Genomic DNA, 25,872 nt, shown 5'->3' on the forward strand with positions numbered 1-25,872 from the left:
CAAATTTGGCTCCTCTGACTGGACTCGAACCAGTGACATACGGATTAACAGTCCGCCGTTCTACCGACTGAACTACAGAGGAATCGTGTGAACGGGGCGCATATTATCGACCTGCGTTCGCCTTGTCAAAGGATGGATCAACACCTTTCGATCGTTTGCTGACAAAATCAGCAAAGTGACGCTTTTGCCAACGTAATGCACCGTCATGGTGCAAACATACCTCTAATGGGGCAGATCATAAACTGCTGTTTCAGTCATTAAACCCCCATCCATGATTAGCTTTCCTTATTTTCAGCCGCTTAGCAACAAATCAGACCTCTTCGCAAAACTGGCATTCATATTGCAAAACCAGTTCAACAACGACAGCCGGTTCCGGCACAGTTTTTTGAACAGGGGGCAAAATGAACTTAAGACGACTGAAATACTTCGTAAAAATCGTCGATATCGGCAGCCTGACTCAAGCGGCAGAAGTGCTGCATATCGCGCAGCCTGCGCTGAGCCAGCAGGTGGCTACGCTGGAAGGCGAGATGGATCAGCAATTACTGATCCGCACCAAGCGCGGCGTAACGCCAACAGAAGCTGGCAAAATTTTGTATACCCATGCCCGCACTATTCTGCGTCAGTGTGAACAGGCGCAGCTGGCGGTGAACAATGTCGGCCAGACCCTGAGCGGACACGTTTCCATTGGTTTAGCGCCAGGAACCGCGGCATCGTCTATCACCATGCCACTGCTGCAGGCCGTTCGCGCTGAGCTGCCTGAAGTGCTGGTCTACCTGCACGAAAACAGCGGTTCTGTGCTGAATGACAAACTGCTCAACGGCCAGCTGGATATGGCCGTCCTTTACGATCGCTCTCCCGTCGCCGGGATCACCAGCCAGCCGCTGCTGAAAGAAGATCTTTATCTGGTCGGCACCCGCGACTGCCCCGGTCAGAGCGTTGATTTAACCGCCGTGGCCGAGATGAATCTCTTCCTGCCGCGCGATTACAGCGCGGTGCGCGTGCGCGTGGATGAAGCGTTCTCCCTGCGCCGCCTGACGGCCAAAATTATTGGCGAAATTGATTCTATTTCCACGCTGACCGCAGCGATTGCCAGCGGAATGGGAGTAACGGTCCTGCCGGAATCCGCCGCCCGCTCGCTGTGCAGTGCGGCAAACGGCTGGATGGCGCGCATCACCACGCCTTCAATGAGCCTGCCGCTGTCGCTGAATATGTCCGCACGCGGATCGCTGTCGCCGCAGGCGCAGGCAGTAAAAGAGATTTTGATGTCGCTGGTCAGCAAGCCGTCGCTTGAGAACCGTGAACTCCAGCTCGTGAGTTGATATTCCATAAAAGCATAAGATGCTGGTTTTTATTATTTGTTCTGCAGCTCAGCTGACTCTAACAATAGAGCTATGTCAGATGCGCCGGAGTGAATCGTGAATTTCCAGCAACTTAAAATTATCCGTGAGGCGGCCAGGCGGGACTACAACCTGACCGAAGTCGCTAACATGCTTTATACATCCCAGTCGGGCGTCAGCCGCCATATTCGCGAGCTGGAAGAGGAACTGGGGATAGAGATTTTTATCCGTCGCGGCAAGCGTCTGCTTGGGATGACGGAGCCGGGCAAGGCATTGCTGACCATCGCTGAGCGGATCCTCAACGAGGCCAGCAACGTGCGTCGTCTGGCGGATCTCTTCACCAATGACGCCTCGGGCGTGCTCACCATCGCCACTACCCACACGCAGGCGCGCTACAGCCTGCCGCCGGTGATTAAAGCCTTCCGCGAACTTTTCCCGGATGTCCGTCTGGAGCTTATTCAGGGCACGCCGCAGGAAATTGAAGTGCTGCTGCAAAACGGCGGGGCGGATATCGGCATCGCCAGCGAGCGTCTGAGCAACGATCCGCTGCTGGTGGCCTTCCCGTGGTTCCGCTGGTACCACAGTTTATTACTCCCTGTCGATCATCCGCTGAATCAGGTCTCTCCCCTGACGCTGGAAGACATTACGAAATGGCCGCTGATCACTTACCGCCAGGGCATTACCGGACGCTCGCGCATTGATGAAGCCTTCAACCGCAAAGGGCTCACGCCGGACGTGGTGCTGAGCGCGCAGGACTCCGATGTGATCAAAACCTACGTCGAGCTGGGTCTGGGCATTGGCCTGGTGGCGGAACAATCCAGCGGGGAACGCGAAGATGGGAACCTCGTGCGTCTTGATACGCGTCACCTGTTTGACGCCAATACCGTCTGGCTTGGCCTGAAGCGCGGACAGCTGCAGCGCAACTATGTCTGGCGCTTTATCGAGCTCTGCAACGCCGGGCTGTCGGTGGACGAGATTAAACGTCAGGTAATGGAGCCGGAAGAAGTGGCGATTGATTACCAGATTTAGCTGCTGGCTTGCCCGGTAGCGCTGCGCTGGCCGGGCTCGTCGCTCAGTTGAGCGGATCCTGACTTTTTTCGATGCTGCTCGTAACAAAATGAATATCCGATAAGGGATACGCAGAATTACTCCGGCACGCATTCTGTATTCTCCTAACCCCACAAGAATCTTCTTTTCCATCTCAGCATAATCATTGCTATAGCTTTGCACGTATATAGCTTTTGATCTATATTTGATGGGAGGTCTTGTGTGGACAATTAATACGACGGACAGGTTTGATCGCTGGTTCACTTCGCTTGACGATACCGATCGCGCCAGCGTACTTGCAGCAATGCTTGTTTTGCGAGAGAAGGGGCCGGGTTTATCGAGACCCTACGCTGATACGCTTAAAGGCTCTCGTCACAGCAACATGAAAGAGCTACGTATTCAGAGTAAGGGTGATCCATTGCGGGCGTTTTTCGCATTTGACCCAAACCGTACCGGCATCATGCTTTGTGCTGGCAATAAGGTCGGCAGTGAAAGGCGATTCTACGATGAGATGCTTCTCGTTGCTGACCGGGAATTCACTTACTGGCTGAATACATTAAAAGAGAGGGAATAGCACGATGGGAAGAACCCTTGAGCAGCTTATAGCGGATGAAAAGCCGGAGGTTGTCGCCAGCGCTCAGGCGATAGCAACGGATATTTTGCTCAACATTCATCTGGCTGAGTTACGTGAGAAAGTACATAAAACCCAAGTAGAGATGGCACAGGCTCTGGGTATCAGGCAGCCTACCGTTGCGGTAATGGAAAAGCCCGGGCGCGATTTGAAACTCTCTTCACTTAAGCGTTACGTTGAGGCTGCGGGCGGAAAGCTGCGGCTTGATGTTGAACTGCCAGATGGCTCGCACTATGAGTTTGTGCTGTAGGGCAGAAGAATGATGGACAACGTCGCTTGTTTATCCGCCCGATCTGGCACCTGTAAAGTGTCTTTGTGTTCACCGGACAGATTTCGCCCCATTACAAAGGTACAAACATAACAACATGCGAAGCCGTTTTCCCCTTCGGACAGCAGGCGTTCTATGATCGTAATCGGTGCTCACCTGCCATAAAATCTAACGACTTCCCACGGGTCTTGATATGACAGAGGAAAATGAATGAAAGCAGCGGTTTATGACGTGGAAGGCGCTCCCGACGTCCTGCAATACATTGATGTCCCGGATCCGGTCGCAGGGCCTGATGACGTCCTGATTTCTGTCGAGGCAATCTCGATTGAAGGGGGAGATCTGATCAACCGGCGCTCAACGCCGCCGCCTCTTCCTTCGTGGATCGTCGGCTACGCGGCCGCGGGCACAGTGGTTGCCGTCGGTTCGAAAGTCCGTCATCGCAGGGTTGGAGACAAAGTGACTGCGTTTAGCATGCAGGGATCGCATGCGGAACGCTGGGCTGTGCCTGCGGAACGAACCTGGCTTATACCGGATGGGGTGGATGCAACAGACGCGGCGGTGGTACCGATTTCTTTTGGAACCGCGCATCATTGCCTTTTCACACGAGGCATGCTCCGGCACGGAGAAACCGTCCTGATTCAGGCAGCAGCAGGGGGCGTGGGGCTCGCGGCCGTTCAGCTTGCCTCACAAGCAGGCGCGACGGTTATCGCCGTGGCAAGCGGAACGCAGCGAAGAAGTCGGTTGCTTGAATTGGGTGCCGATTATGTTGTGGATCGTGTAGAGGACAACATCGTGGACAGTGTCCGAGAGTACACCCGTGGCGCCGGTGTTGACCTTGTCATCGATCCGGTAGGGACGACGTTGCCTGTTTCGCTTTCTGCACTCGCTCCGCAAGGACGTCTCGTCTTCGTCGGTAATGCGGGCGGTGGCAGTCTGACTGTCGACTTGTGGCCGCCAATGCAGTCTAACCAGACACTCATGGGGGTATTCATGGGGCCCCTTTTTGAAAGGCCCGGCGTTCGGACAAGTGTGGACGACATCTTGCAGGCTGTGGCAGAAGGGCGCATCAGGGTTGTCATTGACCGTGTCTTCCCCCTGGCTAACGCCGCCGCAGCCCACGAATTCGCTGAGACAGCGAAACCGCTTGGTCGCATCGTTATGAAGCCGTGAGAGAGGGGGACCTCAACCTGGCCCCGACACAGCCCTGATCCGGAAGCCGCCACGCATTTCGTTTATCCTATCCCCCATAATCCTTTGAACCGCAAAAACAGTTTTCTATTATCAGCCTTCTTAGTGACGCATTTCGTTCCCACCTGCACCGTCCTTTGATGGATAACGGCTTTCTGCAAACTTCATTACGAAAAGGAAATCACCATGAATCTGATGAATAATTGCGCACTCTCTGCCATGAATGTTATATTAAAATATAATATTCGGAGGTGCGCTATGTATACAACTCGCCTGAAAAAGGTTGGCGGATCCATCATGCTGGCGGTTCCTCCCGCCGTGCTGAAAACGCTGGAGCTGTCGACGGACAGCGAAGTCGGCATGACCATTAATAATGGCTGCCTGATTATTGAACCCCAGAAACGGCCTCATTATTCGCTTGAGGAGCTGCTGGCGCAGTGCGATCCGCACGCTGAAATGAACGAAGAGGAGCGGGAATGGATTGATGCGCCTGCGGTAGGCAAGGAGATCCTGTAAATGGACAGAGGGGAAATCTGGCTTGTTTCACTGGATCCGATTGCTGGCCACGAGCAAAGTGGAAAACGTCCGGTACTCATCATATCGAAGGCATCGTTTAACAAGCTGACTCGGCTACCGGTAGTGGTTCCCGTCACCAGCGGCGGAAACTTTGCACGTACAGCAGGTTTCACCGTTTCACTGGATGGGGCGGGGACAAAAACAACGGGCGTTATTCGCTGCGACCAGCCCAGAACCATTGATATGGCTGCCCGGAACGGCATGCGGCTGGAACGCATACCTGACGCCGTTGTAAATGAGGTGCTTGCCAGGCTGGATGCGATTCTGAATTAACATCAGAGATGCAGAAAAGCAAAAAGCCTGCTTTAAAAGCAGGCTTTTCAAATTTGGCTCCTCTGACTGGACTCGAACCAGTGACATACGGATTAACAGTCCGCCGTTCTACCGACTGAACTACAGAGGAATCGTGTGAACGGGGCGCATATTATCGATGCTCCCCGATGATGTCAAAGGCAGAATGCAGATTTCCGATCGTTTGCCGATTTATTCTCCATTTCGCGCATTTGTCAGGCATTCTTCCGTGGATATTTCCATAACCAACGCCCACTTACCATGCGCCAGTAGAACAGTGCACCGCGTACGGCCCAGTCCAGGAACATACCCAGCCAGACCCCTACAACGCCCATTCCCAGCATAATCCCCAGCGTATAACCCGCCACCACGCGGCAACCCCACATCCCGAGCATGGATACCCACATGGCAAACCGGGCATCGCGCGCGCCTTTTAAGCCAGCGGGCAACACCCAGGACGCGGCCCAGATCGGCATAAACGCGGCATTGAGCCAAATCAGGATCTTAACCACCTCTTTAACATCGTTTTCGTGGGTGTAAAACGAGGCCATCAACCCGGCAAAAGGCGCGGTTCCCCAGGCGATCATTGTCAGCCCAATGGTCGATAGCCAGAAGACATGCCGGAGCTGACGCTCCGCCTGCCCTATCTGTCCTTTCCCGAGACGTTTGCCGGTGATAATTGTGGAGGCGGAACCAAGGGCGTTGCCCGGCAGGTTAATCAGCGAGGCGATGGAGAAGGCGATAAAGTTACCGGCGATAACATCTGTCCCCATACCGGCCACAAACATCTGCGTGAGCAGCTTGCCGCCGTTGAACAGCACCGACTCAATGCTGGCCGGAATACCGATGCCCATCACTTCCCAGATAATGGCAAAGTTAAACGGCCTGAAATAGCTTTTCAGCGTGAGGCGCAGCGACGGGGTGATCCCCGTCATCAGCACGCCGATAATCGCTGCCGCGCCAATGTAACGTGAAATAGTCAGGCCAAGGCCAGCACCAACAAACCCCAGACCGTCCCAGGAAAAGACCCCGTAAATCAGTACACTACTGATGATAATGTTCAGGATATTCATCCCGCCGTTGATCAGCAGCGGAATTTTGGTATTGCCCGCCCCGCGCAGCGCACCGCTACCAATCAGGGCAATAGCCGCCGCCGGATAGCTTAACACCGTCATTTCCAGGTATGTCAGCGCAAGGTCTTTTACCTCACTGGTCGCCTCACCCGCGACAATATCAATAATCTCTTTGCCGTAGTAATGGATAACCGCCGCCAGAACGATCGAAAAGAGGGTCATGATCATCAGCGACTGGCGTGCCGCCTCGCGCGCGCGCTTCGGATCAAGTTTCCCCAGACTAAAGGCAACGACGACCGTTGTACCCAGATCGATGGCGGCAAAGAAAGACATCACCACCATGTTAAAGCTGTCCGCCAGCCCTACCCCTGCCATCGCCTCTTTGCCCAACCAACTGACCAGGAACGTACTTAGCACGCCCATTAGCAGTACGCAGGTATTCTCCAGGAAAATAGGCACAGCAAGGGGGGTGATTTCACGCCAGAACAGAACACGATAACTTTTACGTTTTGCATACCAGGGCGTGCGCATGATCGCCTGGCGTAAGGGGGCAGTGACGTTCAAAATGGACCTTAGCGAGAAAAGTTGAAACTCCATTTCAAATGATGGGGGAGAAATGGCTATCCTGCAAAGTATTTCCATAAAAAAGATGTTTGGATTTACAACAAACTGACGACAGAATCAGCAATCAGTCGATTTTCCCTAAGATCAGGTTTGACAAAACTTTTTTCGCCGCTAAGATAAGCCTCCACAACGATTCCTCTGTAGTTCAGTCGGTAGAACGGCGGACTGTTAATCCGTATGTCACTGGTTCGAGTCCAGTCAGAGGAGCCACATTTAGAAAAGCCTGCTTTCGAGCGGGCTTTTTGCTTTTCCGGTGAGGATAAATGGACGCACTGTTTGTTTACGGCACACTACGCCCCGGTCACTCTAACGCGCATATTCTTGAAAACATTGGCGGTGAATGGCTCGCTGGCTTCGTATCCGGCACGTTTTACGAACGCGGCTGGGGCGCTGCAGCGGATTTCCCGGGGATTGTGCTCCACCCGGACGTCCCCCGCGTCGAAGGCTATCTGTTTATCTCTGATAACCTTGCCGCACACTGGCAAATGCTGGATGAGTTTGAAGACGGCTACGATCGGGTTGAGGTCACGGTGACTACCCTTGAGGGTAAACAGGTTAAGGCCTGGATTTATCAGCTACAGCCGCGCTCTGCGTAATAAAAAAGGCTCTCTGTCACCAGAGAGCCTTTTTCACAATTCGCAGCGATTACTCGCTTTTTGCTTCAGCGTTTTTGATTTCGCCCATCACTTTCAGCTTCTTGGAGATGTCGCGACGCTCTTTGGACAGCTCAGCATTTTTGATGATGTAGTCATCAACGCGGTCTTCGTAATCGCTCTTCATGCTGGCGATGATGCCCTGAATAGCTTCAACGCTCATGCCTGGCTTGATGTAGTCGCTCAGGTTGTCGAGCAGCAGAACACGTTTCTGGTTGTCACGGATCTTCTTCTCAACGTCCTGGATTTCACGCTGCAGTTTGTTTTTGCGGCGGAACAGGCGGACGAATTCCAGAACATCCTGGAACGAAGGCTTGGTAGTTTCCATTTTTACACCCCTGATAATGTGAGATTCGGATTCGTTAAGGCAACCGTTGTAACAGACAGCGGCTGCGAATGACAATGAGTATATCGTTTAAATCTATCATAACCCCAATTGCTGCTGAATCGAAGCAGCAGGCGTCACATACGCCTTTTATTTGCGCAGCGCCCGGCAAATAAGATGCGATAACAGCTCAAGCTGCCGCGCCAGTTCCATACTCAGCCAGACGTAGCCATGAATGGGCGTTTCCGCCACGTTATCGCTCTGGCGTTCATTGATTAACTGCTTCAGCTCCGCGACGATCTCATTCAGTCGCTCGCTGTTGGCCAGTATCGGCTGCGGGTTGCCTTCATAGAGCGCATGGGCGATGGTCAACAGCGTTTGCTGCGTCATCTGCTGGGTCTCTTTGAGCGTATGCGCATTAAGCATCAGCAGATGGCTGGGACGCGAGGCCCAGTGCGCGTTGATTTGCAATTCAAGCATGCAGACCAGATTGCGGCTTACCGTCTGGATGGCTTCGAAAATCGCTTTCTGAATATGGGTTTCTTTGCTGGCGGGCGTGATCAGGCCGCGCATTTTGACGACATCATTGAGGATCTTCTGCAGGTGTTTTTCCAGCCGTGGCCGTTCAACCAGATTCGGGGAAAAGCCGGCCTGATAGACACGGTTAAATGCCGTAACGTAATTCGCCATCTGGATGCGCCAGTGCAGAAAGGCGCGTTGCGGCCAGATCCCCGTAAACAGCATCGCCAGCAACGAGCCGAGGACCACATCCCCGCTTCGCCACAGCGCCGTAGTCATATCCCCGGCGGGCGCACCGACCACCACCGCGAGAGTAATCCCAATCAGCAACGCCTGATACGGTCTTTTGCCCAACGCCAGCCAGCCGCAGAGGAACATGGCGGCGCCGCACCATGCCAGCATGACAGGAAAGGAGATCAGCTCCAGTTTCAGGGCGATTAGCCCAAGGGCGGAGCCTAATACGGTCCCACCAATTCGCTCAAGCGCGCGCGGAACAACGTTTCCCCAAAAGGAGATGGGCCCCATCACGACTACCAGCGTAATCAGCGGCCACGTCCCCTCCGGAACATCCAGCAAGCGAACCAGTACAAACGTCAACACGAACGCCAGCGCGATGCGACACCCATGCACCACGCGGTAATGTTTGTACAACCGAATTTCAAACGGCGTTAATGATTTGTCGGGACGCACACCCGCTCTCCAGCTACACGGCAAATCACAATTGTACTGTGTTTTCAGCCGGGTGGATCGCCCCCGGCTAAAAATCCCACTTTTTACAGGGTTAACCCGCTTTATGCTCTACCGCGACGAACATCTCAATGTCCCAGTAGCCATCGGCATTACCATCATTAAGATAGCGTTCGAAGCAGGGTTTTGGAGCAATCTGGTACTTATTGTCCTGCAGGAGGGAATTAAAGAACTGATACCACGGGGTCGCAAAGTCGTAATTTTCAACACGTGCCGTCGCGACCGCATAATCCCCGGCTACAATTTCGGTCATCATCACCCCTTCACTGTTATCGGGAATGATAAAGTCGTCGGGTACGGTGACGGCGGTGTCACAGCGCAGTTTTTCTGCCGGGACCTCATCAGGATTATCGTAGTAAACCGCTACCCACTCCAGCGGCTGAATGTGACGCCCATCCACCCACATGACCAGTTGTTCAAAGCCCTGCTTAACGGTTTTTTCCCACGGCCCAACAAGGTGAAAACCTGCGATTTTACGTTTCTGTTGCTGCTTGATGCTGTAGTCCATGCTGCCTCCGTTTATTACTGTATATTTATACACTATAAAGCAGAATGAATATTATCGCCAAACGAGGAGTGTTTATTATGTGAGCAGACTCGCAACCCCGCCAGTCTGCTCAGAAAGGTTAGATGTTGTGATGCAGATAATCACTCAGGCGGGAGAAAATACCACCTTTATCAACACGTTCCAGCGTGACCAGCGGCCAGTGCGCCACCAGCTTATCGCGGTCGTACAACTGAATTTCACCGACCCGCTGATGGGCGGCAATTGGGGCTTCCAGCGTTTTTGTATCCAGCACGTATTTAGCCTTAATGTTCGGCACTTCCGCTTTTGGCAAGGCCAGCCAGAAGTCCTGATCGGTTCCCAGGTTTACCTGTTCTTTATCACCGTACCAGATCCGCTCGGTCCCCACTTTTTTACCGCTATGCAGGATCTGCACCGTATCAAAGTTCTGTTGTCCCCAGTGGAGCAGCTTGCGCGCCTGATCTTCACGCCCCTTCGGGCTGTCTGCGCCCATTACCACGGCGATCAACCGACGCTGACCGTCCACCGCGGAGGCAATCAGATTAAAACCTGCGCCGGAGGTATGCCCCGTTTTCAGACCGTCCACGTTCATGGTTTTATCCCACAGCAGGCCGTTGCGGTTCTGCTGGGTGATCCCGTTCCAGGTCAGGCTCTTCTCGCTGTACATATGATAAAACTCTGGCTCACCGTGAATGATCGCACGGGAGAGAACGGCCAGATCGTAAGCGGAGCTGTGCTGCCCAGGTGCATCCAGTCCGTGAACGGTTTCGAAATGGGTGTCGCGCAGGTTCAGCTTTTGCACATAGTCATTCATCATCTTCACGAACTGCGGCTGGCCACCCGCGACGTGATCGGCCAGCGCCACGCAGGCATCGTTACCGGAGTCGACAATTAGGCCCCGGCTGAGATCGCGTACGGAAACGCGATCGCCCTCTTTCAGGAACATCAGAGACGATCCGTCAAAAACCGGGTTACCTTTTGCCCACGCGTCGCGCCCAACCGTGACGATGTCATCCGGGCTGATGCGATGGCTGTCGATAGCGCGGTCGACGACGTAGCCCGTCATCAGCTTGGTCAGGCTTGCCGGATTACGCTGTTGATGTTCGTTGCCCGCCGTTAATATCTGACCAGTAGTGTAATCCATCAGCACCCAGGACCCCGCCTGGATGGCCGGTGGCTGCGGGGAGAAATCCAGCGGATCGGCAGCCAGCGCAGATGTGATACTCGAAGCAAGTAAAGAAACAGCAATAAACAGACGGCGTTTCAACGGTATATCCTCAGGTCATTAAAAATCGATGACCTTTTTACGGGAGTTCCGCTGTCGTTACCTGCCTTAATTGCAAAAAAATGTGACAAAGTGCATGTTTTTCTCTGACGCTGTCTCGCAAATTTCACGCATGATAGCGCTTTTTATTCGGACTGCTTAGCGCGATCGTTTACCATAGCGTCGTGAATTTTTTACAGGATGATATTACTGGTGTCTGATTCTGCCGCGCGCCCAACTTTTTTGTTCCACGATTACGAAACCTTTGGCACCCACCCGGCGCTGGACAGACCGGCGCAGTTTGCTGCCATCCGTACCGACGACGAATTCAACATCATTGGCGAGCCAGAGGTCTTTTACTGCAGGCCCGCGGATGATTATCTGCCGCAGCCGGGCGCGGTGATGGTTACGGGCATTACACCGCAGGAAGCACGGGAAAAAGGGGTGAGCGAAGCAGAGTTTGCCCGCCGCATCCACGATCTGTTTACCGTTCCCCATACCTGCGTGGTCGGTTACAACAACATCCGTTTCGATGATGAAGTGACGCGCAATATCTTCTACCGCAACTTCTACGACCCCTATGCCTGGAGCTGGCAGAACCGCAATTCGCGCTGGGATTTACTCGATATTATGCGCGCCTGTTACGCCCTGCGTCCTGAAGGCATTAACTGGCCGGAGAACGAGGATGGGCTGCCGAGTTTCAGGCTTGAGCACCTGACGCGCGCCAACGGCATCGAGCACAGCAATGCTCACGACGCGATGGCAGACGTCTATGCCACCATTGCCATGGCAAAGCTGGTGAAAACCGCCCAACCGCGTCTGTTTGAGTATCTGTTGAGTCACCGCAGCAAACAGAAGCTGACTACGCTCATTGATGTAGCGCAGATGAAGCCGCTGGTACACATCTCCGGAATGTTCGGTGCGTGGCGCGGCAATACCAGCTGGGTTGCGCCGCTGGCATGGCATCCCGACAACCGTAATGCCGTTATCATGGTGGATTTGGCGGGCGATATCTCCCCGCTGCTGGAACTGGACAGCGATACGCTGCGTGAACGGCTTTATACGCCGAAAAACGAGCTCGGCGATCTGCCTGCGGTACCGGTGAAGCTGGTTCACATCAATAAATGTCCGGTGCTGGCGCAGGCCAATACGCTGCGACCGGAAGATGCTGACAGGCTGGGTATTAATCGTCAGCACTGTCTGGATAACCTGAAGGTGCTGCGCGACAACCCGCAGGTACGGGAAAAAGTGGTCACTATCTTTGCGGAAGCCGAGCCGTTTGTGCCGTCTGAGAACGTCGACGCACAGCTTTATAACGGCTTCTTCAGCGATGCCGATCGCGCGGCAATGAATATCGTCCTGCAAACCGAGCCGCGTAATTTACCGGCGCTGGATATTACCTTTGCAGATAAGCGCATTGAAAAGCTGATGTTCAATTACCGGGCGCGTAACTATCCGGGGACTCTGGATGAAGTGGAGCAGGAACGCTGGCTGCAGCATCGGCGTAACGTGTTTACGCCGGAATTCCTCAATAGCTATGCGCAAGAGCTGGAAATGCTTTACGGCCAGTATGAAGGGAATACTGAGAAACAGGCGCTGTTGAAATCCCTGTTCCAGTACGCACAAGAGATTGTTTGAGTCATGGGTACAAAAAAGCCGGAGACATTGTCTCCGGCTTTTTTTTCGCCCGGTGGCGCTACGCTTACACGGGCCTACGGGTGTACAGGTCGGGCACCCGTCATTATGTTACGCAACGTCTTCGTACTGAGGTACCGGGTTACGGAAGCTTTTGGTTACGCAAGCCAGATAGATCAGACCGATAGCACCCCAGATCAGACCCAGAACCATTGAGCTCTCTTCCAGGTTAATCCACAGCGCACCCACCGTCAGCGCACCACACATTGGCAGCACCAGATAGTTGAAGTGGTCCTTCAGCGTTTTATTACGCTTCTCGCGGATCCAGAACTGAGAGATTACCGAGAGGTTAACAAAGGTAAACGCCACCAGCGCACCAAAGTTAATCAGCGCGGTTGCAGTCACCAGGTCAAACTTAATGGCCATCAGTGCGATTGCGCCAACCAGCAGTACGTTCCACGCCGGGGTACGCCATTTCGGATGAACGTAGCCGAAGAAACGGGTTGGGAACACACCGTCACGACCCATTACGTACATCAGGCGAGATACACCTGCGTGTGCTGCCATACCGGATGCCAGTACGGTTACGCTGGAGAAGATCAGCACGCCCCACTGGAAGGTTTTCCCTGCAACATACAGCATGATTTCAGGCTGTGATGCGTCCGGCTCTTTAAAGCGAGAGATGTCCGGGAAGTACAGCTGCAGGAAGTAGGAAGCACCGATAAAGATCATACCGCCAATCAGCGCGGTCAGGAAAATCGCTCTCGGGATCACGCGCTCGGCGTCTTTGGTCTCTTCAGACAGAGAAGAGATACCGTCGAAGCCCAGGAACGAGAAGCACAGGATGGTCGCACCGGTAATCATCGGCACAACGTGCGCGCCTTCAGACCAGAACGGACGGGTGCTGGCCAGCGTACCTGCGCCTTCACCATGAGACACGCCGTAAATGATCAACCCCACGATAACCGCAACGATACCCATTTGCAGAATAACAATCAGGGTGTTGAAGTTCGCCACGGTCTTGATGCTGCGCAGGTTAGAGATGGTCATAAAGGCCACCAGCGCCACCACGAAGATCCACGACGGTACGGAAGGTACCAGCGCTTCGAAGTAAATTTTTGCCAGCAGAATGTTGATCATCGGCATGAACAGGTAGTCCAGCAGAGATGACCAGCCCACCATAAAGCCAACCGCCGGGCTAATGGATTTCTGAGCATAGGTGTAGGCAGAGCCTGCAGACGGGAAACGGCGAACCAGTTTTCCGTAGCTCAGCGCTGTAAAGAGAATGGCGACCAGCGCAAAGGCGTACGCCGTTGCGACGTGACCGTCAGTAAGGCCTGATACGATACCGAATGTATCGAACAGCGTCATCGGTTGCATATAGGCAAGGCCCATCATAACAACCGGAATCAACGTAAGCGTTTTACGTAATTCCACGCGAGAGGTGTTTGGAGTTGCGTTATGCGACATAGTTATTCTCCTTTACGGTAATAACCGCCACGTAAGCGAAAAATTGCCCCATTTCTTTCTTCCTCAGCGACAACAACTGTCGGATTTTAGTAAATATCTATCCGGTACGAAGCCCGGCCTCTTGGTTTTTAGTTTCGTTTCGTACATGCAAAAAAAAATAACCGACGCCTTTTATATCGTCGATTATTCATTTGTTTGCAGCGGCGGCATTTTGCCCCACATCAGATACAAAAGGCAATAGTTTGCAACGCACCGGGCAATTTTCTTTTTTCTAACTGGCTGATTTATCGACGCTGCCCTGCGAGTAAACTGCAGCGATAGCACTATTTGCTAAAATTTCGTCCCGCCACCATGCGCTGGCAAGCCCGGCAGTTTGTTCATTCCAGCCCACCCAAACCGATTCGTTGCTGCTTTGAGCAAGTACCTGTTTTTCAACAAGCGCACCGCTTTCAATAAAGCGCTGCGCCAGATAGCGCGGCAAATAGCCGCACCCCAGACCGCTTATTTGCAGTTCCAGCTTGGTTTTAAAGTCAAACACGGTAATCGCCTCTTGCTCATCAAGCAGCTGCGAAGAGACGCCACATTCAGGCCTGGAGCTGTCGCCCACCACAATGGCACGGTAGTTTTTAATAATACGGCGGTTAATGGGCTCCGCTTCATTCGCCAGCGGATGATGGGGCGCGACGGCAAAAATTTGCTCCAGTATACCCAGCCGCGCAAAGCCAAAATCACTCAACTGGGGGGGCTCATGCAGTGCCCCAACGATGATATCCGCCCTGCCCCGCGTCAGGGCATCCCAGGAGCCGCCCAGCACACCATTAATGAAGATTAACCGGGTCACGCTGTGACGCTGATAGAACGCTTCGATCAGCGGCGTCAGGAGAGAAAAGGGAAAGGTATCATCCACGCCGATCACCAGTTCGTTTTCCCAGCCCTGATGAAGTTTGATGGCCTGTTTTTCCAGTTCGCGAACCGTATGGAGAACATCACGCCCCTTTTCCAGCAGCATCTGTCCGGTTCGCGTAAAACGCGCGCGATGCCCGGAGCGATCCAGCAGCTCAATGTTCAGATCGCTTTCAAGTTTATGCACGGTATAGCTGAGCGCCGAAGGCGTTTTATAAAGCTTCGCTGACGCCGCGGCGAAGCTTCCCTCTTTTTCCAGTGCATCCAGAATAATAAGAACATCCAGCAGCGGTTTCATCTTCGCCCCCTTACGGTGTGCGATCGTCTCCGCTGATGGCATTATTCCATGGGCATCACCAGCGGATCGGGATACTGATACTCAAATCCCAGTTCATGACAAATACGATTGCCATCAACAATTTTGCCTTTCCCTTCCCCTTTCGCATCGCCAAAGACTGGCGGAGCCAGACCCAATTGACGAGCCATCAGCGGATAGAAGGTACTTCTCGATGGATGAGAGGGTGCACATATATTATAGATGTGCCCACCTTTCGGAGCCTGTAATAGCAACTCAATTGCCCCAATAACATCCTCAAGATGGACGAGATTGACGCCATGTTGTCCATCCGGAGCCGATTTTCCGGCAAAGAACCGTCCTGGATGACGACCCGGCCCCACCAATCCGGCCAGACGCAGGATATCTACCTGAGTGCCCGGCAGGTTATGCAGCCAGTCCTCCAGATCTTTCAGCACGCGACCACTCGCGGTTACCGGTTGACGTTCACTGTTTTCCTTCACCGTCCCCTCAACGTCACCGTAGACTGAGGTGGAACTGGTGAAAATGATACGCGGGATGTGATGCGCCAGCGCGCTGTCGACAATCTCCTGCATCGCCTGCAGATAAAAAGACTCTCCCGGCCCGCTGCGACGGGCGGGTAAGGTAATAACCAGCGCATCGACATCCATCAGCGCATCCAGATCGTCAGCATCACAAACCAGTTCGGGCTCAAGGCGCAGCTCAACGCCCTCGATGCCACACATGCGTGCGGCTTCAACCCCATCCGACGTGGTTTTGCTCCCGGTCACCTGCCAGCCTTTCGCGGCTAATGACATCGCCAGCGGCATTCCTAACCATCCTAAACCGACAATCGCGACCTTTTTCATGAAAACTCTCCGCTTACACATGCTTGTATTAAGGCTACGCCAGCCCGGCAGAACACACAATTCATAGCATCAATATGAAATGAATTAATGATCACAAAAAGCCCTTGCAATCTGCCGGGCAAGTGGTTTAGGTTAAAAGACATCAGATGCATAAGCATTCAACGAGAATTTATATGACACGCGTTCCATTTAAAAACCACCATCACCACCATCATCCTGACTAGTCTTTCAGGCGATGTGTGCTGGAAGACGTTTGGATCTTCCAGTGGTGCGCGAACGCAAGAGAAAGCCCCCGGAAGATCATCTTCCGGGGGCTTTTTTTTGGACCGCATTCAGACAGGTTAAAACAGGTTAACGAGGAATAAAGAATGTTAGATAACTCACGTTTACGCATAGCTATTCAAAAATCAGGCCGTTTGAGTGACGATTCACGCGAACTGCTGGCCCGCTGCGGGATTAAAATCAACCTGCACACCCAGCGCCTGATTGCCCTGGCTGAAAATATGCCTATCGATATTCTGCGCGTGCGTGATGACGATATTCCTGGCCTGGTGATGGATGGCGTCGTTGATCTCGGCATCATCGGCGAAAACGTGCTGGAAGAAGAGCTGCTGACCCGCCGCGCGCAGGGCGAAGACCCGCGTTACTTCACCCTGCGTCGTCTGGACTTCGGCGGCTGCCGCCTGTCGCTGGCTACGCCGGTCGATGAAGCGTGGGACGGCCCGGCTGCGCTGAACGGCAAACGTATCGCCACCTCTTACCCTCACCTGTTAAAGCGTTACCTCGACCAGAAAGGCGTGCAGTTTAAATCCTGCCTGCTGAACGGCTCTGTTGAAGTGGCACCCCGTGCGGGTCTGGCGGACGCCATTTGTGACCTGGTCTCTACCGGCGCGACGCTGGAAGCGAACGGTCTGCGCGAAGTGGAGGTTATCTACCGCTCCAAAGCCTGCCTGATTCAGCGCGACGGCGACATGGCCGACGCCAAACAGCAGCTCATCGACAAACTGCTGACCCGTATTCAGGGCGTGATTCAGGCGCGTGAATCCAAATACATCATGATGCACGCGCCGACCGAGCGCCTGGACGAAGTGATTGCCCTGCTGCCGGGTGCGGAGCGTCCAACCATTCTGCCGCTGGCAGGCGATCAGCAGCGCGTGGCGATGCACATGGTGAGCAGCGAAACCCTGTTCTGGGAAACCATGGAAAAGCTGAAGGCACTGGGCGCAAGCTCTATTCTGGTGCTGCCAATTGAGAAGATGATGGAGTAATGGCCATGAGCTTTAACACAATCATCGACTGGAATAACTGTAGCGACGCACAACAGCGCGAGCTGCTGATGCGTCCGGCGATTTCCGCGTCGGAAAGCATTACCCGTACCGTGGCCGAGATCCTCAATAACGTCAAAACCCGTGGCGACGATGCGCTGCGTGAATACAGCGCGAAGTTTGATAAAACCGAGGTTGGCGCGTTAAGGGTCACTGAAGAGGAAATCGCGGCAGCGGAAAGCCGTCTCGGTGACGAGATCAAACAGGCGATGGCCGTCGCGGTGAAAAATATTGATACCTTCCACACCGCGCAGAAATTACAGACCGTTGATGTGGAAACCCTGCCCGGCGTGCGCTGCCAGCAGGTGACGCGCCCGGTTGCGTCGGTCGGCCTTTATATCCCGGGCGGCTCTGCCCCGCTGTTTTCCACCGTACTCATGCTGGCGACCCCGGCGCGTATCGCCGGGTGTCAGAAAGTGGTGCTCTGCTCGCCACCGCCGATTGCCGATGAGATCCTTTATGCCGCGAAACTGTGCGGCGTGCAGGAAGTGTTTAACGTGGGCGGTGCGCAAGCCATTTCCGCGCTGGCCTTTGGCACAGAGTCCATCCCGAAGGTTGACAAGATTTTTGGCCCGGGCAATGCGTACGTGACCGAAGCCAAGCGCCAGGTCAGCCAGCGTCTGGACGGCGCGGCAATTGATATGCCAGCCGGTCCGTCTGAAGTGCTGGTGATCGCAGACAGCGGCGCGACGCCGGATTTTGTGGCCTCCGACCTGTTATCTCAGGCGGAACACGGCCCGGACTCGCAGGTCATCCTGCTGACGCCGGATGCCGATATGGCGAAACGCGTAGGCGAAGCGGTTGAGCGCCAGCTTGCGGACCTGCCGCGTGCCGAAACCGCACGCCAGGCATTGTCCGCCAGCCGCCTGATCGTGGCGCGCGATCTCGACCAGTGTATTGCCATCTCTAACCAGTACGGTCCCGAGCACCTGATCATTCAGACCCGCAACGCGCGCGATCTGGTCGACAGCATCACCAGCGCAGGTTCGGTGTTCCTCGGCGACTGGTCACCGGAGTCCGCGGGCGATTACGCCTCCGGCACCAACCACGTGCTGCCGACATACGGTTACACCTCCACGTGCTCAAGCCTGGGCCTGGCGGATTTCCAGAAACGGATGACCGTGCAGGAACTCTCCCGCGAGGGGTTTGCGTCACTGGCTTCCACCATTGAAACCCTGGCCGCCGCCGAGCGTCTGACCGCCCACAAAAACGCCGTGACCCTGCGCGTTGCCGCCCTGAAGGAGCAAGCATGAGCATTGAAGATTTAGCCCGCGAAAATGTCCGACGACTGACTCCGTATCAGTCTGCCCGTCGCCTGGGCGGTAACGGCGATGTCTGGCTGAACGCCAACGAATTTCCGACGGCGGTGCAGTTCGAGCTGTCACAGCAAACGCTGAACCGCTATCCGGAGTGCCAGCCGAAAGCGGTTATCGAAAACTACGCCCAATACGCGGGCGTGAAGCCGGAGCAGGTGCTGGTCAGCCGCGGCGCGGATGAAGGTATTGAACTGCTGATCCGCGCGTTCTGCGAGCCCGGTAAAGATGCGGTGATGTACTGTCAGCCTACTTACGGCATGTACAGCGTCAGCGCGGAAACCTTCGGCGTGGCGTGCCGCAACGTGCTGTCCCTGGAAGACTGGCAGCTCGATCTGCAAGGGATCGCCGACAACCTAGACGGCGTGAAGGTGGTCTTCGTCTGCAGCCCAAATAACCCGACCGGCCAGATTATCAACCCGCAGGATATTCGTACCCTGCTGGAAATGACCCGCGGCAAGGCGCTGGTGGTGGCGGATGAAGCCTATATTGAATTCTGCCCGCAGGCGACGCTGGCAGGCTGGATTGAAGAGTACCCGCACCTGGTGGTGCTGCGTACGCTGTCGAAGGCTTTCGCCCTCGCGGGTCTGCGCTGCGGCTTTACGCTGGCCAATAAAGAGGTCATCGACCTGCTGCTGAAAGTTATTGCCCCTTACCCGCTCTCCACGCCGGTTGCCGACATTGCCGCACAGGCGCTGGCGCCGCAGGGTATCAACGCCATGCGTGAACGCGTGGCGCAAATTCTGGAAGAGCGTCAGTACCTGGTGACGGCCCTGAAAGCGATCCCCTGCGTAGAGCAGGTGTTTGACTCTGAAACCAACTACATTCTGGTGCGCTTTACTGCTTCAAGCTCCGTATTTAAATCTTTATGGGATCAAGGCATTATCTTACGAGACCAAAATAAACAACCATCCTTAAGCGGCTGCCTGCGTATTACCGTCGGCACCCGTGCAGAGAGCCAGCGCGTGATTGACGCCCTGAAAGCGGAGAAAGTATGAGTCAGAAGTATCTCTTTATCGATCGTGACGGCACCCTCATTTCGGAGCCACCTACCGATTTTCAGGTCGATCGTTTCGACAAGCTGGCTTTTGAACCCGACGTAATCCCGGTTCTGCTCAAACTGCAGAAGGCTGGCTTTAAGCTGGTGATGATCACCAATCAGGACGGGCTGGGTACGGACAGCTTCCCGCAGGCGGACTTCGACGGCCCGCACAACCTGATGATGCAGATCCTCACCTCGCAGGGCGTGGCGTTTGATGAGGTGCTGATTTGCCCGCACCTGCCAGCCGACGAGTGCGACTGCCGTAAACCGAAAGTGAAGCTGGTTGAGCGTTATCTGGCGGAAGAAGCGCTCGATAAAGCCAACAGCTATGTGATTGGCGATCGCGCCACCGACATCACCCTCGCCGAAAACATGGGCATCGCGGGCCTGCGTTACAGCAGCAGCGATCTCAACTGGGCGAAGATTGGCGAACAGCTGACCAAACGCGACCGTTACTCACACGTTGAGCGCAACACCAAAGAGACGCAGATTGATGTGAAGGTCTGGCTGGACCGTGAAGGCGGCAGTAAGATCCACACCGGCGTCGGATTCTTTGACCACATGCTGGACCAGATTGCGACCCACGGCGGTTTCCGCATGGAAATTACGGTAAAAGGCGACCTTTACATTGACGATCACCACACCGTGGAAGACACCGGCCTGGCGCTGGGCGAAGCCCTGAAGCTGGCGCTCGGTGACAAACGCGGCATCAACCGTTTCGGCTTCGTCCTGCCGATGGACGAGTGCCTGGCACGCTGCGCCATGGACATCTCGGGTCGCCCGCACCTGGAGTATAAAGCCGATTTCACCTACCAGCGCGTGGGCGATCTCAGCACCGAAATGGTGGAGCACTTCTTCCGTTCGCTCACCTACACTATGGGCCTGACGCTGCACCTGAAAACCAAAGGCAAGAACGATCATCACCGCGTGGAGAGCCTGTTCAAAGCCTTTGGACGTACGCTGCGCCAGGCGATCCGCGTTGAAGGTGACGCCCTTCCCTCGTCGAAAGGAGTGTTGTAATGAACGTGGTGATTCTGGATACCGGATGCGCCAACCTGAACTCCGTGAAGTCGGCGATTTCCCGCCACGGCTACGAGCCGGTGGTGAGCCGTGACCCGGACGTGGTGCTGCGCGCCGACAAACTCTTTTTACCGGGCGTGGGCACCGCGCAGGCGGCGATGGATCAGATTCGCGAACGCGAGCTGGTCGATCTGATCAAAGCCTGTACCCAACCTGTGCTCGGCATTTGCCTGGGTATGCAGATCCTGGGCCGCCGCAGCGAAGAGAGCAACGGCGTCGACCTGCTGGGCATTATTGACGAAGACGTGCCGAAAATGACCGACCACGGTTTACCGCTGCCGCACATGGGCTGGAACCGCGTTTACGCCAAAGCGGGCGACCGGCTGTTTCGCGGCATCGAAGACGGCGCGTACTTTTACTTCGTGCACAGCTACGCCATGCCGGTGAACGCGAACACTATTGCCCAGTGCAACTACGGCGAGGCGTTTACCGCAGCGGTACAGAAAGATAATTTTTACGGTGTGCAGTTTCATCCGGAACGCTCTGGTGCCGCAGGCGCACAGCTGCTGAAAAACTTCCTGGAGATGTGATGATTATTCCCGCTTTAGATTTAATTGACGGCACGGTTGTTCGTCTCCACCAGGGCGATTACGGCCAGCAGCGCGACTACGGTAACGACCCGCTGCCGCGCCTGCAGGACTATGCGGCGCAGGGCGCTGAGGTACTGCACCTGGTCGACCTGACCGGCGCGAAAGATCCGGCGAAACGCCAGATCCCTCTGCTCAAAAAGCTGGTTGCCGGCGTGGATGTCCCCGTGCAGGTTGGCGGCGGCGTGCGTACGGAAGACGATGTTGCCGCCCTGCTGGACGCGGGCGTGGCGCGCGTGGTGGTCGGTTCTACCGCCGTGAAAGATCCTGATACGGTGAAGGGCTGGTTCCGCCGCTTCGGCGCCGATGCGCTGGTGCTGGCGCTGGACGTTCGCATTGATGAACAGGGTAACAAGCAGGTTGCCGTTAGCGGCTGGCAGGAAAACTCCGGCGTAACGCTGGAAGAGCTGGTCGATATTTATCTTCCCGTCGGCCTGAAGCACGTGCTGTGCACGGATATCTCCCGCGATGGCACGCTGGCCGGCTCTAACGTTTCGCTGTACGAAGAGGTCTGCGCGCGCTATCCACAGGTGGCGTTCCAGTCTTCTGGCGGTATCGGTGATATTGGTGACGTGGCCGCGCTGCGCGGTACCGGTGTGCAGGGCGTGATAGTGGGACGGGCCTTACTGGAAGGCAAATTTACGGTGACGGAGGCGATTCAATGCTGGCAAAACGGATAATCCCTTGCCTGGACGTACGTGACGGCCAGGTGGTGAAAGGCGTGCAGTTCCGCAACCACGAGATCATTGGCGACATCGTTCCGCTGGCGAAACGCTATGCCGATGAAGGTGCCGATGAGCTGGTATTTTATGACATCACCGCCTCCAGCGATGGACGCGTAGTCGACAAAAGCTGGGTCGCACGCGTGGCAGAAGTGATCGACATCCCGTTCTGCGTGGCGGGCGGAATCAAATCCGCTGACGACGCGGCCAAAATTCTCTCGTTTGGCGCGGATAAAATTTCCATCAACTCCCCTGCGCTGGCCGATCCGGAACTCATCACCCGCCTGGCCGATCGCTTTGGCGTGCAGTGTATTGTGGTCGGTATCGACACTTGGTTTGACGATGCCACCGGCAAGTACCACGTTAACCAGTATACGGGCGACGAAAGCCGCACCCGCGTTACCCAATGGGAGACGCTGGACTGGGTGCAGGAAGTGCAGAAGCGAGGCGCGGGCGAGATTGTCCTGAACATGATGAACCAGGACGGCGTGCGTAACGGCTACGACCTGGAGCAGCTGAAAAAAGTGCGCGCCGTGTGCCATGTGCCGCTGATCGCCTCCGGTGGCGCGGGCACCATGGCGCACTTCCTGGAGGCCTTCCGCGATGCGAACGTGGACGGCGCGCTGGCCGCGTCCGTGTTCCACAAACAAATTATCAATATTGGTGAGTTAAAAACGTACCTGGCCGACCAGGGCGTGGAGATTAGGGTATGTTAACAGAGCAACGACAGGCGCAGCTGGACTGGGAAAAGACTGACGGATTATTGCCGGTAGTTGTACAGCATGCTGTTTCAGGTGAAGTGCTGATGCTGGGGTATATGAACCAGGACGCGCTGGCAAAAACGCTCGACAGCGGTAAGGTCACCTTTTTCTCGCGCACCAAACAACGCCTGTGGACAAAAGGCGAAACCTCCGGTCATTTCCTGAACGTGGTCAGCATAACCCCTGACTGCGATAACGATACCCTGCTGGTGCTGGCAAATCCGATTGGCCCGACGTGCCACAAAGGGACCAGCAGCTGCTTTGGTGAGGCGAGCCACCAGTGGTTGTTCCTTTACCAGCTTGAGCAGCTTCTGGCTGAACGTAAAACGGCTGACCCTGAAAGTTCGTATACTGCGAAGCTGTACGCCAGCGGAACCAAGCGCATAGCGCAGAAAGTGGGCGAAGAAGGCGTCGAGACGGCGCTGGCGGCGACGGTGCATGACCGGGACGAGCTGACTAACGAGGCGTCTGACCTGATGTATCACCTGCTGGTGCTGCTGCAGGATCAGGAGCTGGATTTAACGGCGGTGATTGAGAACTTACGTAAGCGCCATAAATAAAAAAAGACCGGGGAAACCCGGTCTTTTTTTGTCTGCGAATCAGGCTTTTGGCTTGTAGTTACGCAGCGCGTTGCGGCCCAGTACTACACCAGAACCGATAATCCCGCCCAGCAGTACGGCGAGAATCAGGGTGATGGCTTTTTTCGGGCTATCGCGACGGATAGGTAAATTCGGTTTCATCACATAACGGTAAACGTGAATGGTGTCCGGGTTCACATTCAGGTTCTGGATGTCCAGCAAATTTTGTTTGGTCTGATAGTAAGCGCCAGAAAAAACCAGCGGACGAGACGCTTCGTTATCAATCATTGACTTCAGCGCTTCGCTGCCCAGCAGGAACATAGTTTCTTGGGTTACATCCTGAGTTTGCTGAATCTGCGGCGTCGTGATTTTTGCGGCTTCGGCGTTTTTAAGCGCCTCGGTGATCTGCTTGATGCGCAGATCTTTTTGCTCCTGAGAGACCTTCTCCTGGTTTTCCAAGGAGTCGTTCAGAGTGGTAATCTGTTGTTTGATGTTATCCCTGAGGTCGAGAGTCAACTCTTTTGCGGTTTGCTCGTCAACCTGCTGGATGTACTGAGCTAATTGCTTTTGAGCGGCTTCTGCGGATTCACCCTCATAACTTACTGACAACGGTAAAGGTTGTCCTTTGACCGCTTGCTCAATCGTCAGTTTTTCAGGTTGTTCCTGATTTTCAAGTGCCTGGGCTAAAGCAGAGAATGAGGAATTGAAACGACCAATCGCACGAGTCTGAATGTCCAACATTGCCGGAGCTGAGCTGCCGTACAGGATATTCAACGCATTCGCGTAGGTGGCAATCTGAGCCGCATCGGGCTGGGCAATGATAGCAGATGAGGTCCATTTCTCTTTTGCTACCGTGATGTATACACCTGCAAATACGATGAAAACAGCGACAAACGCCCCTATTACCCACTTTCCGCGCCAAAGTTGCAGCACTAAATCAAGTAAATCAATTTGCTCCGGGCCAGTACTGCGAGTGACCAGGCTATTGTTGTTTTGTGTCATACAATCCCTAACAGATGAAAAGGGCAAAAAAATTATGTTTACGTAGTTTATCTGTTGCTGCGGATTTTTCTATAGGAATTCGATGAGTTATATCGGAAAGATGGGTTATGTAACTGATGCGCTACGCGCTATCATAGACAAATTCTGATGACTCAAGCATCAACAAGAACGAAGCGTTAACGAGGAAAGATATGAAATTTTTGGTAACGGGCGCAGCAGGCTTTATCGGTTCACATGTCAGCAAGAGACTACTGGACGCAGGTCATCAGGTCGTCGGTATTGATAATCTGAATGACTATTACGATCCGAACCTAAAGCTGGCACGTCTGGATCTGCTCAACTCCGATAATTTCACCTTCCACAATCTGGATTTGGCCGACCGTGAAGGTATGGCCACGCTTTTCGCCAACGAGAAATTTGACCGTGTGATCCATCTGGCCGCTCAAGCGGGCGTACGCTACTCGCTGGAAAACCCACACGCCTACGCAGATGCTAACCTGGTTGGCCATCTCAACGTGCTGGAAGGTTGCCGCCATAACAAGGTTCAGCACCTCCTCTATGCCTCCTCCAGCTCCGTTTACGGCCTGAACCGTAAGATGCCGTTCTCAACTGACGACTCAGTGGATCACCCGGTTTCTCTGTACGCGGCGACCAAAAAAGCCAATGAGCTGATGTCGCATACTTACTCGCATCTCTACAACCTGCCGACAACCGGGCTTCGCTTCTTTACGGTGTACGGTCCATGGGGACGCCCGGACATGGCGCTGTTCAAGTTCACCAAAGCGATGATTGAAGGCAAGAGTATTGACGTCTACAACTACGGCAAGATGAAACGTGACTTCACCTACATCGATGATATCGCTGAAGCGATCATCCGCCTGCAGGATGTGATCCCTCAGGCCGATGCAAACTGGACCGTCGAGGCCGGTTCACCAGCGACCAGCTCCGCACCGTATCGCGTCTACAACATCGGCAACAGCTCGCCTGTCGAGCTGATGGATTACATTACCGCGCTGGAAGACGCGTTAGGTAAAGTGGCAGAGAAAAACATGATGCCCATCCAGCCCGGTGACGTGCTGGAAACCAGCGCCGATACGAAGGCGTTATATGACGTGATTGGTTTTAAACCTCAGACCTCGGTAAAAGACGGAGTGAAGAACTTTGTCGACTGGTACCGTAATTTCTATAAGGTTTAATACAAAAAAACCCGGCGCATGAGCC

Annotated in this window: 29 protein-coding genes, 3 tRNA genes and 1 other annotated feature; of the genes, 20 read left to right on the forward strand and 12 right to left on the reverse strand. The window is 54.5% G+C overall.

Annotated elements, in window-relative coordinates:
* Positions 1-6: 6 nt before the first annotated feature.
* A tRNA-Asn gene (locus ACTJJA_RS12700) sits at positions 7-82 on the reverse strand.
* A gap of 319 nt (positions 83-401) precedes the next feature.
* Between ACTJJA_RS12700 and nac the strand changes: the two genes are divergently transcribed.
* From nac to ACTJJA_RS12735, 7 genes are all read left to right on the forward strand, one after another.
* The gene (nac, locus tag ACTJJA_RS12705; RefSeq protein WP_010432103.1) at positions 402-1,319 is read left to right on the forward strand and encodes a nitrogen assimilation transcriptional regulator NAC; all 918 of its coding nucleotides are present in this window, start codon (positions 402-404) and stop codon (positions 1,317-1,319) included.
* Between the two features lie 96 nt (positions 1,320-1,415).
* On the forward strand, positions 1,416-2,366 hold the full coding sequence (gene cbl, locus ACTJJA_RS12710) for an HTH-type transcriptional regulator Cbl (RefSeq protein ID WP_440668298.1): 951 nt from the start codon (positions 1,416-1,418) through the stop codon (positions 2,364-2,366).
* A gap of 238 nt (positions 2,367-2,604) precedes the next feature.
* Positions 2,605-2,958, forward strand: coding sequence for a type II toxin-antitoxin system RelE/ParE family toxin (locus ACTJJA_RS12715; RefSeq protein WP_237844318.1), 354 nt, complete (start codon positions 2,605-2,607; stop codon positions 2,956-2,958).
* Positions 2,959-2,962: 4 nt separating this feature from the next.
* On the forward strand, positions 2,963-3,265 hold the full coding sequence (locus tag ACTJJA_RS12720) for a helix-turn-helix domain-containing protein (protein WP_182945657.1): 303 nt from the start codon (positions 2,963-2,965) through the stop codon (positions 3,263-3,265).
* A 228-nt stretch (positions 3,266-3,493) separates the two neighbouring features.
* Entirely contained in the window at positions 3,494-4,453 is a 960-nt protein-coding gene (locus ACTJJA_RS12725) for a quinone oxidoreductase family protein (protein WP_440668301.1), read from the forward strand.
* A 276-nt stretch (positions 4,454-4,729) separates the two neighbouring features.
* Positions 4,730-4,987, forward strand: coding sequence for an AbrB/MazE/SpoVT family DNA-binding domain-containing protein (locus tag ACTJJA_RS12730; RefSeq protein WP_440668303.1), 258 nt, complete (start codon positions 4,730-4,732; stop codon positions 4,985-4,987).
* Positions 4,988-5,320, forward strand: coding sequence for a type II toxin-antitoxin system PemK/MazF family toxin (locus ACTJJA_RS12735; protein WP_440668305.1), 333 nt, complete (start codon positions 4,988-4,990; stop codon positions 5,318-5,320).
* Positions 5,321-5,374: 54 nt separating this feature from the next.
* Here ACTJJA_RS12735 and ACTJJA_RS12740 read toward each other — a convergent pair.
* Together ACTJJA_RS12740 and emmdR are read right to left on the reverse strand one after the other, a co-directional pair.
* A tRNA-Asn gene (locus ACTJJA_RS12740) sits at positions 5,375-5,450 on the reverse strand.
* Positions 5,451-5,553: 103 nt separating this feature from the next.
* On the reverse strand, positions 5,554-7,008 hold the full coding sequence (gene emmdR / locus ACTJJA_RS12745) for a multidrug efflux MATE transporter EmmdR (protein WP_120157882.1): 1,455 nt from the start codon (positions 7,006-7,008) through the stop codon (positions 5,554-5,556).
* Positions 7,009-7,169: 161 nt separating this feature from the next.
* Here emmdR and ACTJJA_RS12750 point away from each other — a divergent pair.
* Positions 7,170-7,245 (forward strand) — tRNA-Asn (locus tag ACTJJA_RS12750).
* Between the two features lie 53 nt (positions 7,246-7,298).
* Entirely contained in the window at positions 7,299-7,631 is a 333-nt protein-coding gene (locus tag ACTJJA_RS12755) for a gamma-glutamylcyclotransferase family protein (RefSeq protein ID WP_440668307.1), read from the forward strand.
* Between the two features lie 49 nt (positions 7,632-7,680).
* Here ACTJJA_RS12755 and ACTJJA_RS12760 read toward each other — a convergent pair whose 3' ends face one another.
* The 4 genes from ACTJJA_RS12760 to dacD form a co-directional block, all read right to left on the reverse strand.
* Positions 7,681-8,016: a DUF496 family protein gene (locus tag ACTJJA_RS12760; protein ID WP_010432067.1), complete on the reverse strand. Its 336-nt coding sequence runs from the start codon at positions 8,014-8,016 to the stop codon at positions 7,681-7,683.
* Positions 8,017-8,163: 147 nt separating this feature from the next.
* Positions 8,164-9,222: an FUSC family protein gene (locus ACTJJA_RS12765; protein WP_100165945.1), complete on the reverse strand. Its 1,059-nt coding sequence runs from the start codon at positions 9,220-9,222 to the stop codon at positions 8,164-8,166.
* Positions 9,223-9,313: 91 nt separating this feature from the next.
* A complete protein-coding gene (sbmC, locus tag ACTJJA_RS12770) occupies positions 9,314-9,787 on the reverse strand; it encodes a DNA gyrase inhibitor SbmC (protein WP_010432063.1) in 474 nt (157 codons plus the stop codon).
* A gap of 118 nt (positions 9,788-9,905) precedes the next feature.
* Positions 9,906-11,078: a serine-type D-Ala-D-Ala carboxypeptidase DacD gene (gene dacD, locus ACTJJA_RS12775; RefSeq protein WP_440668565.1), complete on the reverse strand. Its 1,173-nt coding sequence runs from the start codon at positions 11,076-11,078 to the stop codon at positions 9,906-9,908.
* Between the two features lie 192 nt (positions 11,079-11,270).
* On the opposite strand from dacD, the gene sbcB reads away from it, so the two are divergent.
* On the forward strand, positions 11,271-12,707 hold the full coding sequence (gene sbcB, locus ACTJJA_RS12780; RefSeq protein WP_440668310.1) for an exodeoxyribonuclease I: 1,437 nt from the start codon (positions 11,271-11,273) through the stop codon (positions 12,705-12,707).
* Positions 12,708-12,815: 108 nt separating this feature from the next.
* Here the strand turns inward: sbcB and ACTJJA_RS12785 are convergent, their stop codons facing one another.
* The 4 genes from ACTJJA_RS12785 to ACTJJA_RS12800 all read right to left on the reverse strand — a co-directional run bounded on the left by ACTJJA_RS12785 (position 12,816) and on the right by ACTJJA_RS12800 (position 16,241).
* A complete protein-coding gene (locus ACTJJA_RS12785; RefSeq protein WP_010432055.1) occupies positions 12,816-14,174 on the reverse strand; it encodes an APC family permease in 1,359 nt (452 codons plus the stop codon).
* Positions 14,164-14,226, reverse strand: coding sequence for a membrane protein YoeI (gene yoeI, locus ACTJJA_RS12790; RefSeq protein WP_099458931.1), 63 nt, complete (start codon positions 14,224-14,226; stop codon positions 14,164-14,166). Before yoeI ends, ACTJJA_RS12785 begins: the two co-directional genes overlap by 11 nt.
* Positions 14,227-14,445: 219 nt before the next feature.
* Positions 14,446-15,375, reverse strand: coding sequence for a LysR substrate-binding domain-containing protein (locus ACTJJA_RS12795; protein ID WP_440668312.1), 930 nt, complete (start codon positions 15,373-15,375; stop codon positions 14,446-14,448).
* A 41-nt stretch (positions 15,376-15,416) separates the two neighbouring features.
* The gene (locus tag ACTJJA_RS12800; protein ID WP_260659004.1) at positions 15,417-16,241 is read right to left on the reverse strand and encodes an SDR family oxidoreductase; all 825 of its coding nucleotides are present in this window, start codon (positions 16,239-16,241) and stop codon (positions 15,417-15,419) included.
* A 173-nt stretch (positions 16,242-16,414) separates the two neighbouring features.
* On the opposite strand from ACTJJA_RS12800, the gene hisL reads away from it, so the two are divergent.
* The 9 genes from hisL (at position 16,415) to hisIE (ending at position 23,631) form a co-directional block, all read left to right on the forward strand.
* Positions 16,415-16,465, forward strand: a complete 51-nt coding sequence (hisL, locus tag ACTJJA_RS12805) for a his operon leader peptide (protein ID WP_099516347.1) — start codon at positions 16,415-16,417, stop codon at positions 16,463-16,465.
* Positions 16,441-16,564 (forward strand) — a sequence feature (His leader region). Its footprint overlaps the gene before it by 25 nt.
* Positions 16,565-16,609: 45 nt before the next feature.
* Positions 16,610-17,509: an ATP phosphoribosyltransferase gene (gene hisG / locus ACTJJA_RS12810; RefSeq protein ID WP_028018500.1), complete on the forward strand. Its 900-nt coding sequence runs from the start codon at positions 16,610-16,612 to the stop codon at positions 17,507-17,509.
* A 5-nt stretch (positions 17,510-17,514) separates the two neighbouring features.
* Positions 17,515-18,819 carry a histidinol dehydrogenase gene (hisD, locus tag ACTJJA_RS12815; protein ID WP_440668315.1) on the forward strand — a complete coding sequence of 435 codons (1,305 nt, stop codon included), beginning with the start codon at positions 17,515-17,517 and terminating at the stop codon, positions 18,817-18,819.
* A complete protein-coding gene (gene hisC / locus ACTJJA_RS12820) occupies positions 18,816-19,877 on the forward strand; it encodes a histidinol-phosphate transaminase (protein ID WP_440668317.1) in 1,062 nt (353 codons plus the stop codon). Before hisD ends, hisC begins: the two co-directional genes overlap by 4 nt.
* Positions 19,874-20,941, forward strand: coding sequence for a bifunctional histidinol-phosphatase/imidazoleglycerol-phosphate dehydratase HisB (gene hisB, locus ACTJJA_RS12825; RefSeq protein ID WP_042716027.1), 1,068 nt, complete (start codon positions 19,874-19,876; stop codon positions 20,939-20,941). Before hisC ends, hisB begins: the two co-directional genes overlap by 4 nt.
* A complete protein-coding gene (gene hisH, locus ACTJJA_RS12830) occupies positions 20,941-21,531 on the forward strand; it encodes an imidazole glycerol phosphate synthase subunit HisH (protein ID WP_042716025.1) in 591 nt (196 codons plus the stop codon). Before hisB ends, hisH begins: the two co-directional genes overlap by 1 nt.
* On the forward strand, positions 21,531-22,268 hold the full coding sequence (gene hisA / locus ACTJJA_RS12835) for a 1-(5-phosphoribosyl)-5-[(5-phosphoribosylamino)methylideneamino]imidazole-4-carboxamide isomerase (RefSeq protein WP_089600476.1): 738 nt from the start codon (positions 21,531-21,533) through the stop codon (positions 22,266-22,268). The genes hisH and hisA overlap by 1 nt, the downstream gene beginning before the upstream one ends.
* Complete coding sequence (hisF, locus tag ACTJJA_RS12840) at positions 22,250-23,026, forward strand: imidazole glycerol phosphate synthase subunit HisF (RefSeq protein ID WP_042716022.1); 777 nt, start codon at positions 22,250-22,252, stop codon at positions 23,024-23,026. The genes hisA and hisF overlap by 19 nt, the downstream gene beginning before the upstream one ends.
* Entirely contained in the window at positions 23,020-23,631 is a 612-nt protein-coding gene (gene hisIE / locus ACTJJA_RS12845) for a bifunctional phosphoribosyl-AMP cyclohydrolase/phosphoribosyl-ATP diphosphatase HisIE (RefSeq protein ID WP_440668320.1), read from the forward strand. The genes hisF and hisIE overlap by 7 nt, the downstream gene beginning before the upstream one ends.
* Positions 23,632-23,670: 39 nt before the next feature.
* Here hisIE and wzzB read toward each other — a convergent pair whose 3' ends face one another.
* Complete coding sequence (gene wzzB, locus ACTJJA_RS12850) at positions 23,671-24,651, reverse strand: LPS O-antigen chain length determinant protein WzzB (protein ID WP_440668322.1); 981 nt, start codon at positions 24,649-24,651, stop codon at positions 23,671-23,673.
* A 191-nt stretch (positions 24,652-24,842) separates the two neighbouring features.
* Here wzzB and ACTJJA_RS12855 point away from each other — a divergent pair, with 191 nt between their 5' ends.
* Positions 24,843-25,847: an NAD-dependent epimerase gene (locus ACTJJA_RS12855; protein WP_440668324.1), complete on the forward strand. Its 1,005-nt coding sequence runs from the start codon at positions 24,843-24,845 to the stop codon at positions 25,845-25,847.
* Positions 25,848-25,872 lie beyond the last annotated feature (25 nt).

It is taken from the genome of Enterobacter sp. 22452, from assembly GCF_052045065.1.
Classification (GTDB): domain Bacteria; phylum Pseudomonadota; class Gammaproteobacteria; order Enterobacterales; family Enterobacteriaceae; genus Enterobacter; species Enterobacter mori.

Excerpts from the sequence above, each read along its gene's own strand:
- nac (WP_010432103.1), top strand. The coding sequence starts at position 402 with ATGAACTTAAGACGACTGAAATACTTCGTAAAAATCGTCGATATCGGC.
- ACTJJA_RS12720 (WP_182945657.1), top strand. The coding sequence starts at position 2,963 with ATGGGAAGAACCCTTGAGCAGCTTATAGCGGATGAAAAGCCGGAGGTT.
- ACTJJA_RS12725 (WP_440668301.1), top strand. The coding sequence starts at position 3,494 with ATGAAAGCAGCGGTTTATGACGTGGAAGGCGCTCCCGACGTCCTGCAA.
- ACTJJA_RS12730 (WP_440668303.1), top strand. The coding sequence starts at position 4,730 with ATGTATACAACTCGCCTGAAAAAGGTTGGCGGATCCATCATGCTGGCG.
- ACTJJA_RS12735 (WP_440668305.1), top strand. The coding sequence starts at position 4,988 with ATGGACAGAGGGGAAATCTGGCTTGTTTCACTGGATCCGATTGCTGGC.
- emmdR (WP_120157882.1), bottom strand. The coding sequence starts at position 7,008 with ATGGAGTTTCAACTTTTCTCGCTAAGGTCCATTTTGAACGTCACTGCC.
- ACTJJA_RS12755 (WP_440668307.1), top strand. The coding sequence starts at position 7,299 with ATGGACGCACTGTTTGTTTACGGCACACTACGCCCCGGTCACTCTAAC.
- ACTJJA_RS12760 (WP_010432067.1), bottom strand. The coding sequence starts at position 8,016 with ATGGAAACTACCAAGCCTTCGTTCCAGGATGTTCTGGAATTCGTCCGC.
- sbmC (WP_010432063.1), bottom strand. The coding sequence starts at position 9,787 with ATGGACTACAGCATCAAGCAGCAACAGAAACGTAAAATCGCAGGTTTT.
- sbcB (WP_440668310.1), top strand. The coding sequence starts at position 11,271 with ATGATATTACTGGTGTCTGATTCTGCCGCGCGCCCAACTTTTTTGTTC.
- ACTJJA_RS12785 (WP_010432055.1), bottom strand. The coding sequence starts at position 14,174 with ATGTCGCATAACGCAACTCCAAACACCTCTCGCGTGGAATTACGTAAA.
- ACTJJA_RS12795 (WP_440668312.1), bottom strand. The coding sequence starts at position 15,375 with ATGAAACCGCTGCTGGATGTTCTTATTATTCTGGATGCACTGGAAAAA.
- ACTJJA_RS12800 (WP_260659004.1), bottom strand. The coding sequence starts at position 16,241 with ATGAAAAAGGTCGCGATTGTCGGTTTAGGATGGTTAGGAATGCCGCTG.
- hisG (WP_028018500.1), top strand. The coding sequence starts at position 16,610 with ATGTTAGATAACTCACGTTTACGCATAGCTATTCAAAAATCAGGCCGT.
- hisD (WP_440668315.1), top strand. The coding sequence starts at position 17,515 with ATGAGCTTTAACACAATCATCGACTGGAATAACTGTAGCGACGCACAA.
- hisC (WP_440668317.1), top strand. The coding sequence starts at position 18,816 with ATGAGCATTGAAGATTTAGCCCGCGAAAATGTCCGACGACTGACTCCG.
- hisB (WP_042716027.1), top strand. The coding sequence starts at position 19,874 with ATGAGTCAGAAGTATCTCTTTATCGATCGTGACGGCACCCTCATTTCG.
- hisH (WP_042716025.1), top strand. The coding sequence starts at position 20,941 with ATGAACGTGGTGATTCTGGATACCGGATGCGCCAACCTGAACTCCGTG.
- hisA (WP_089600476.1), top strand. The coding sequence starts at position 21,531 with ATGATTATTCCCGCTTTAGATTTAATTGACGGCACGGTTGTTCGTCTC.
- hisF (WP_042716022.1), top strand. The coding sequence starts at position 22,250 with ATGCTGGCAAAACGGATAATCCCTTGCCTGGACGTACGTGACGGCCAG.
- hisIE (WP_440668320.1), top strand. The coding sequence starts at position 23,020 with ATGTTAACAGAGCAACGACAGGCGCAGCTGGACTGGGAAAAGACTGAC.
- wzzB (WP_440668322.1), bottom strand. The coding sequence starts at position 24,651 with ATGACACAAAACAACAATAGCCTGGTCACTCGCAGTACTGGCCCGGAG.
- ACTJJA_RS12855 (WP_440668324.1), top strand. The coding sequence starts at position 24,843 with ATGAAATTTTTGGTAACGGGCGCAGCAGGCTTTATCGGTTCACATGTC.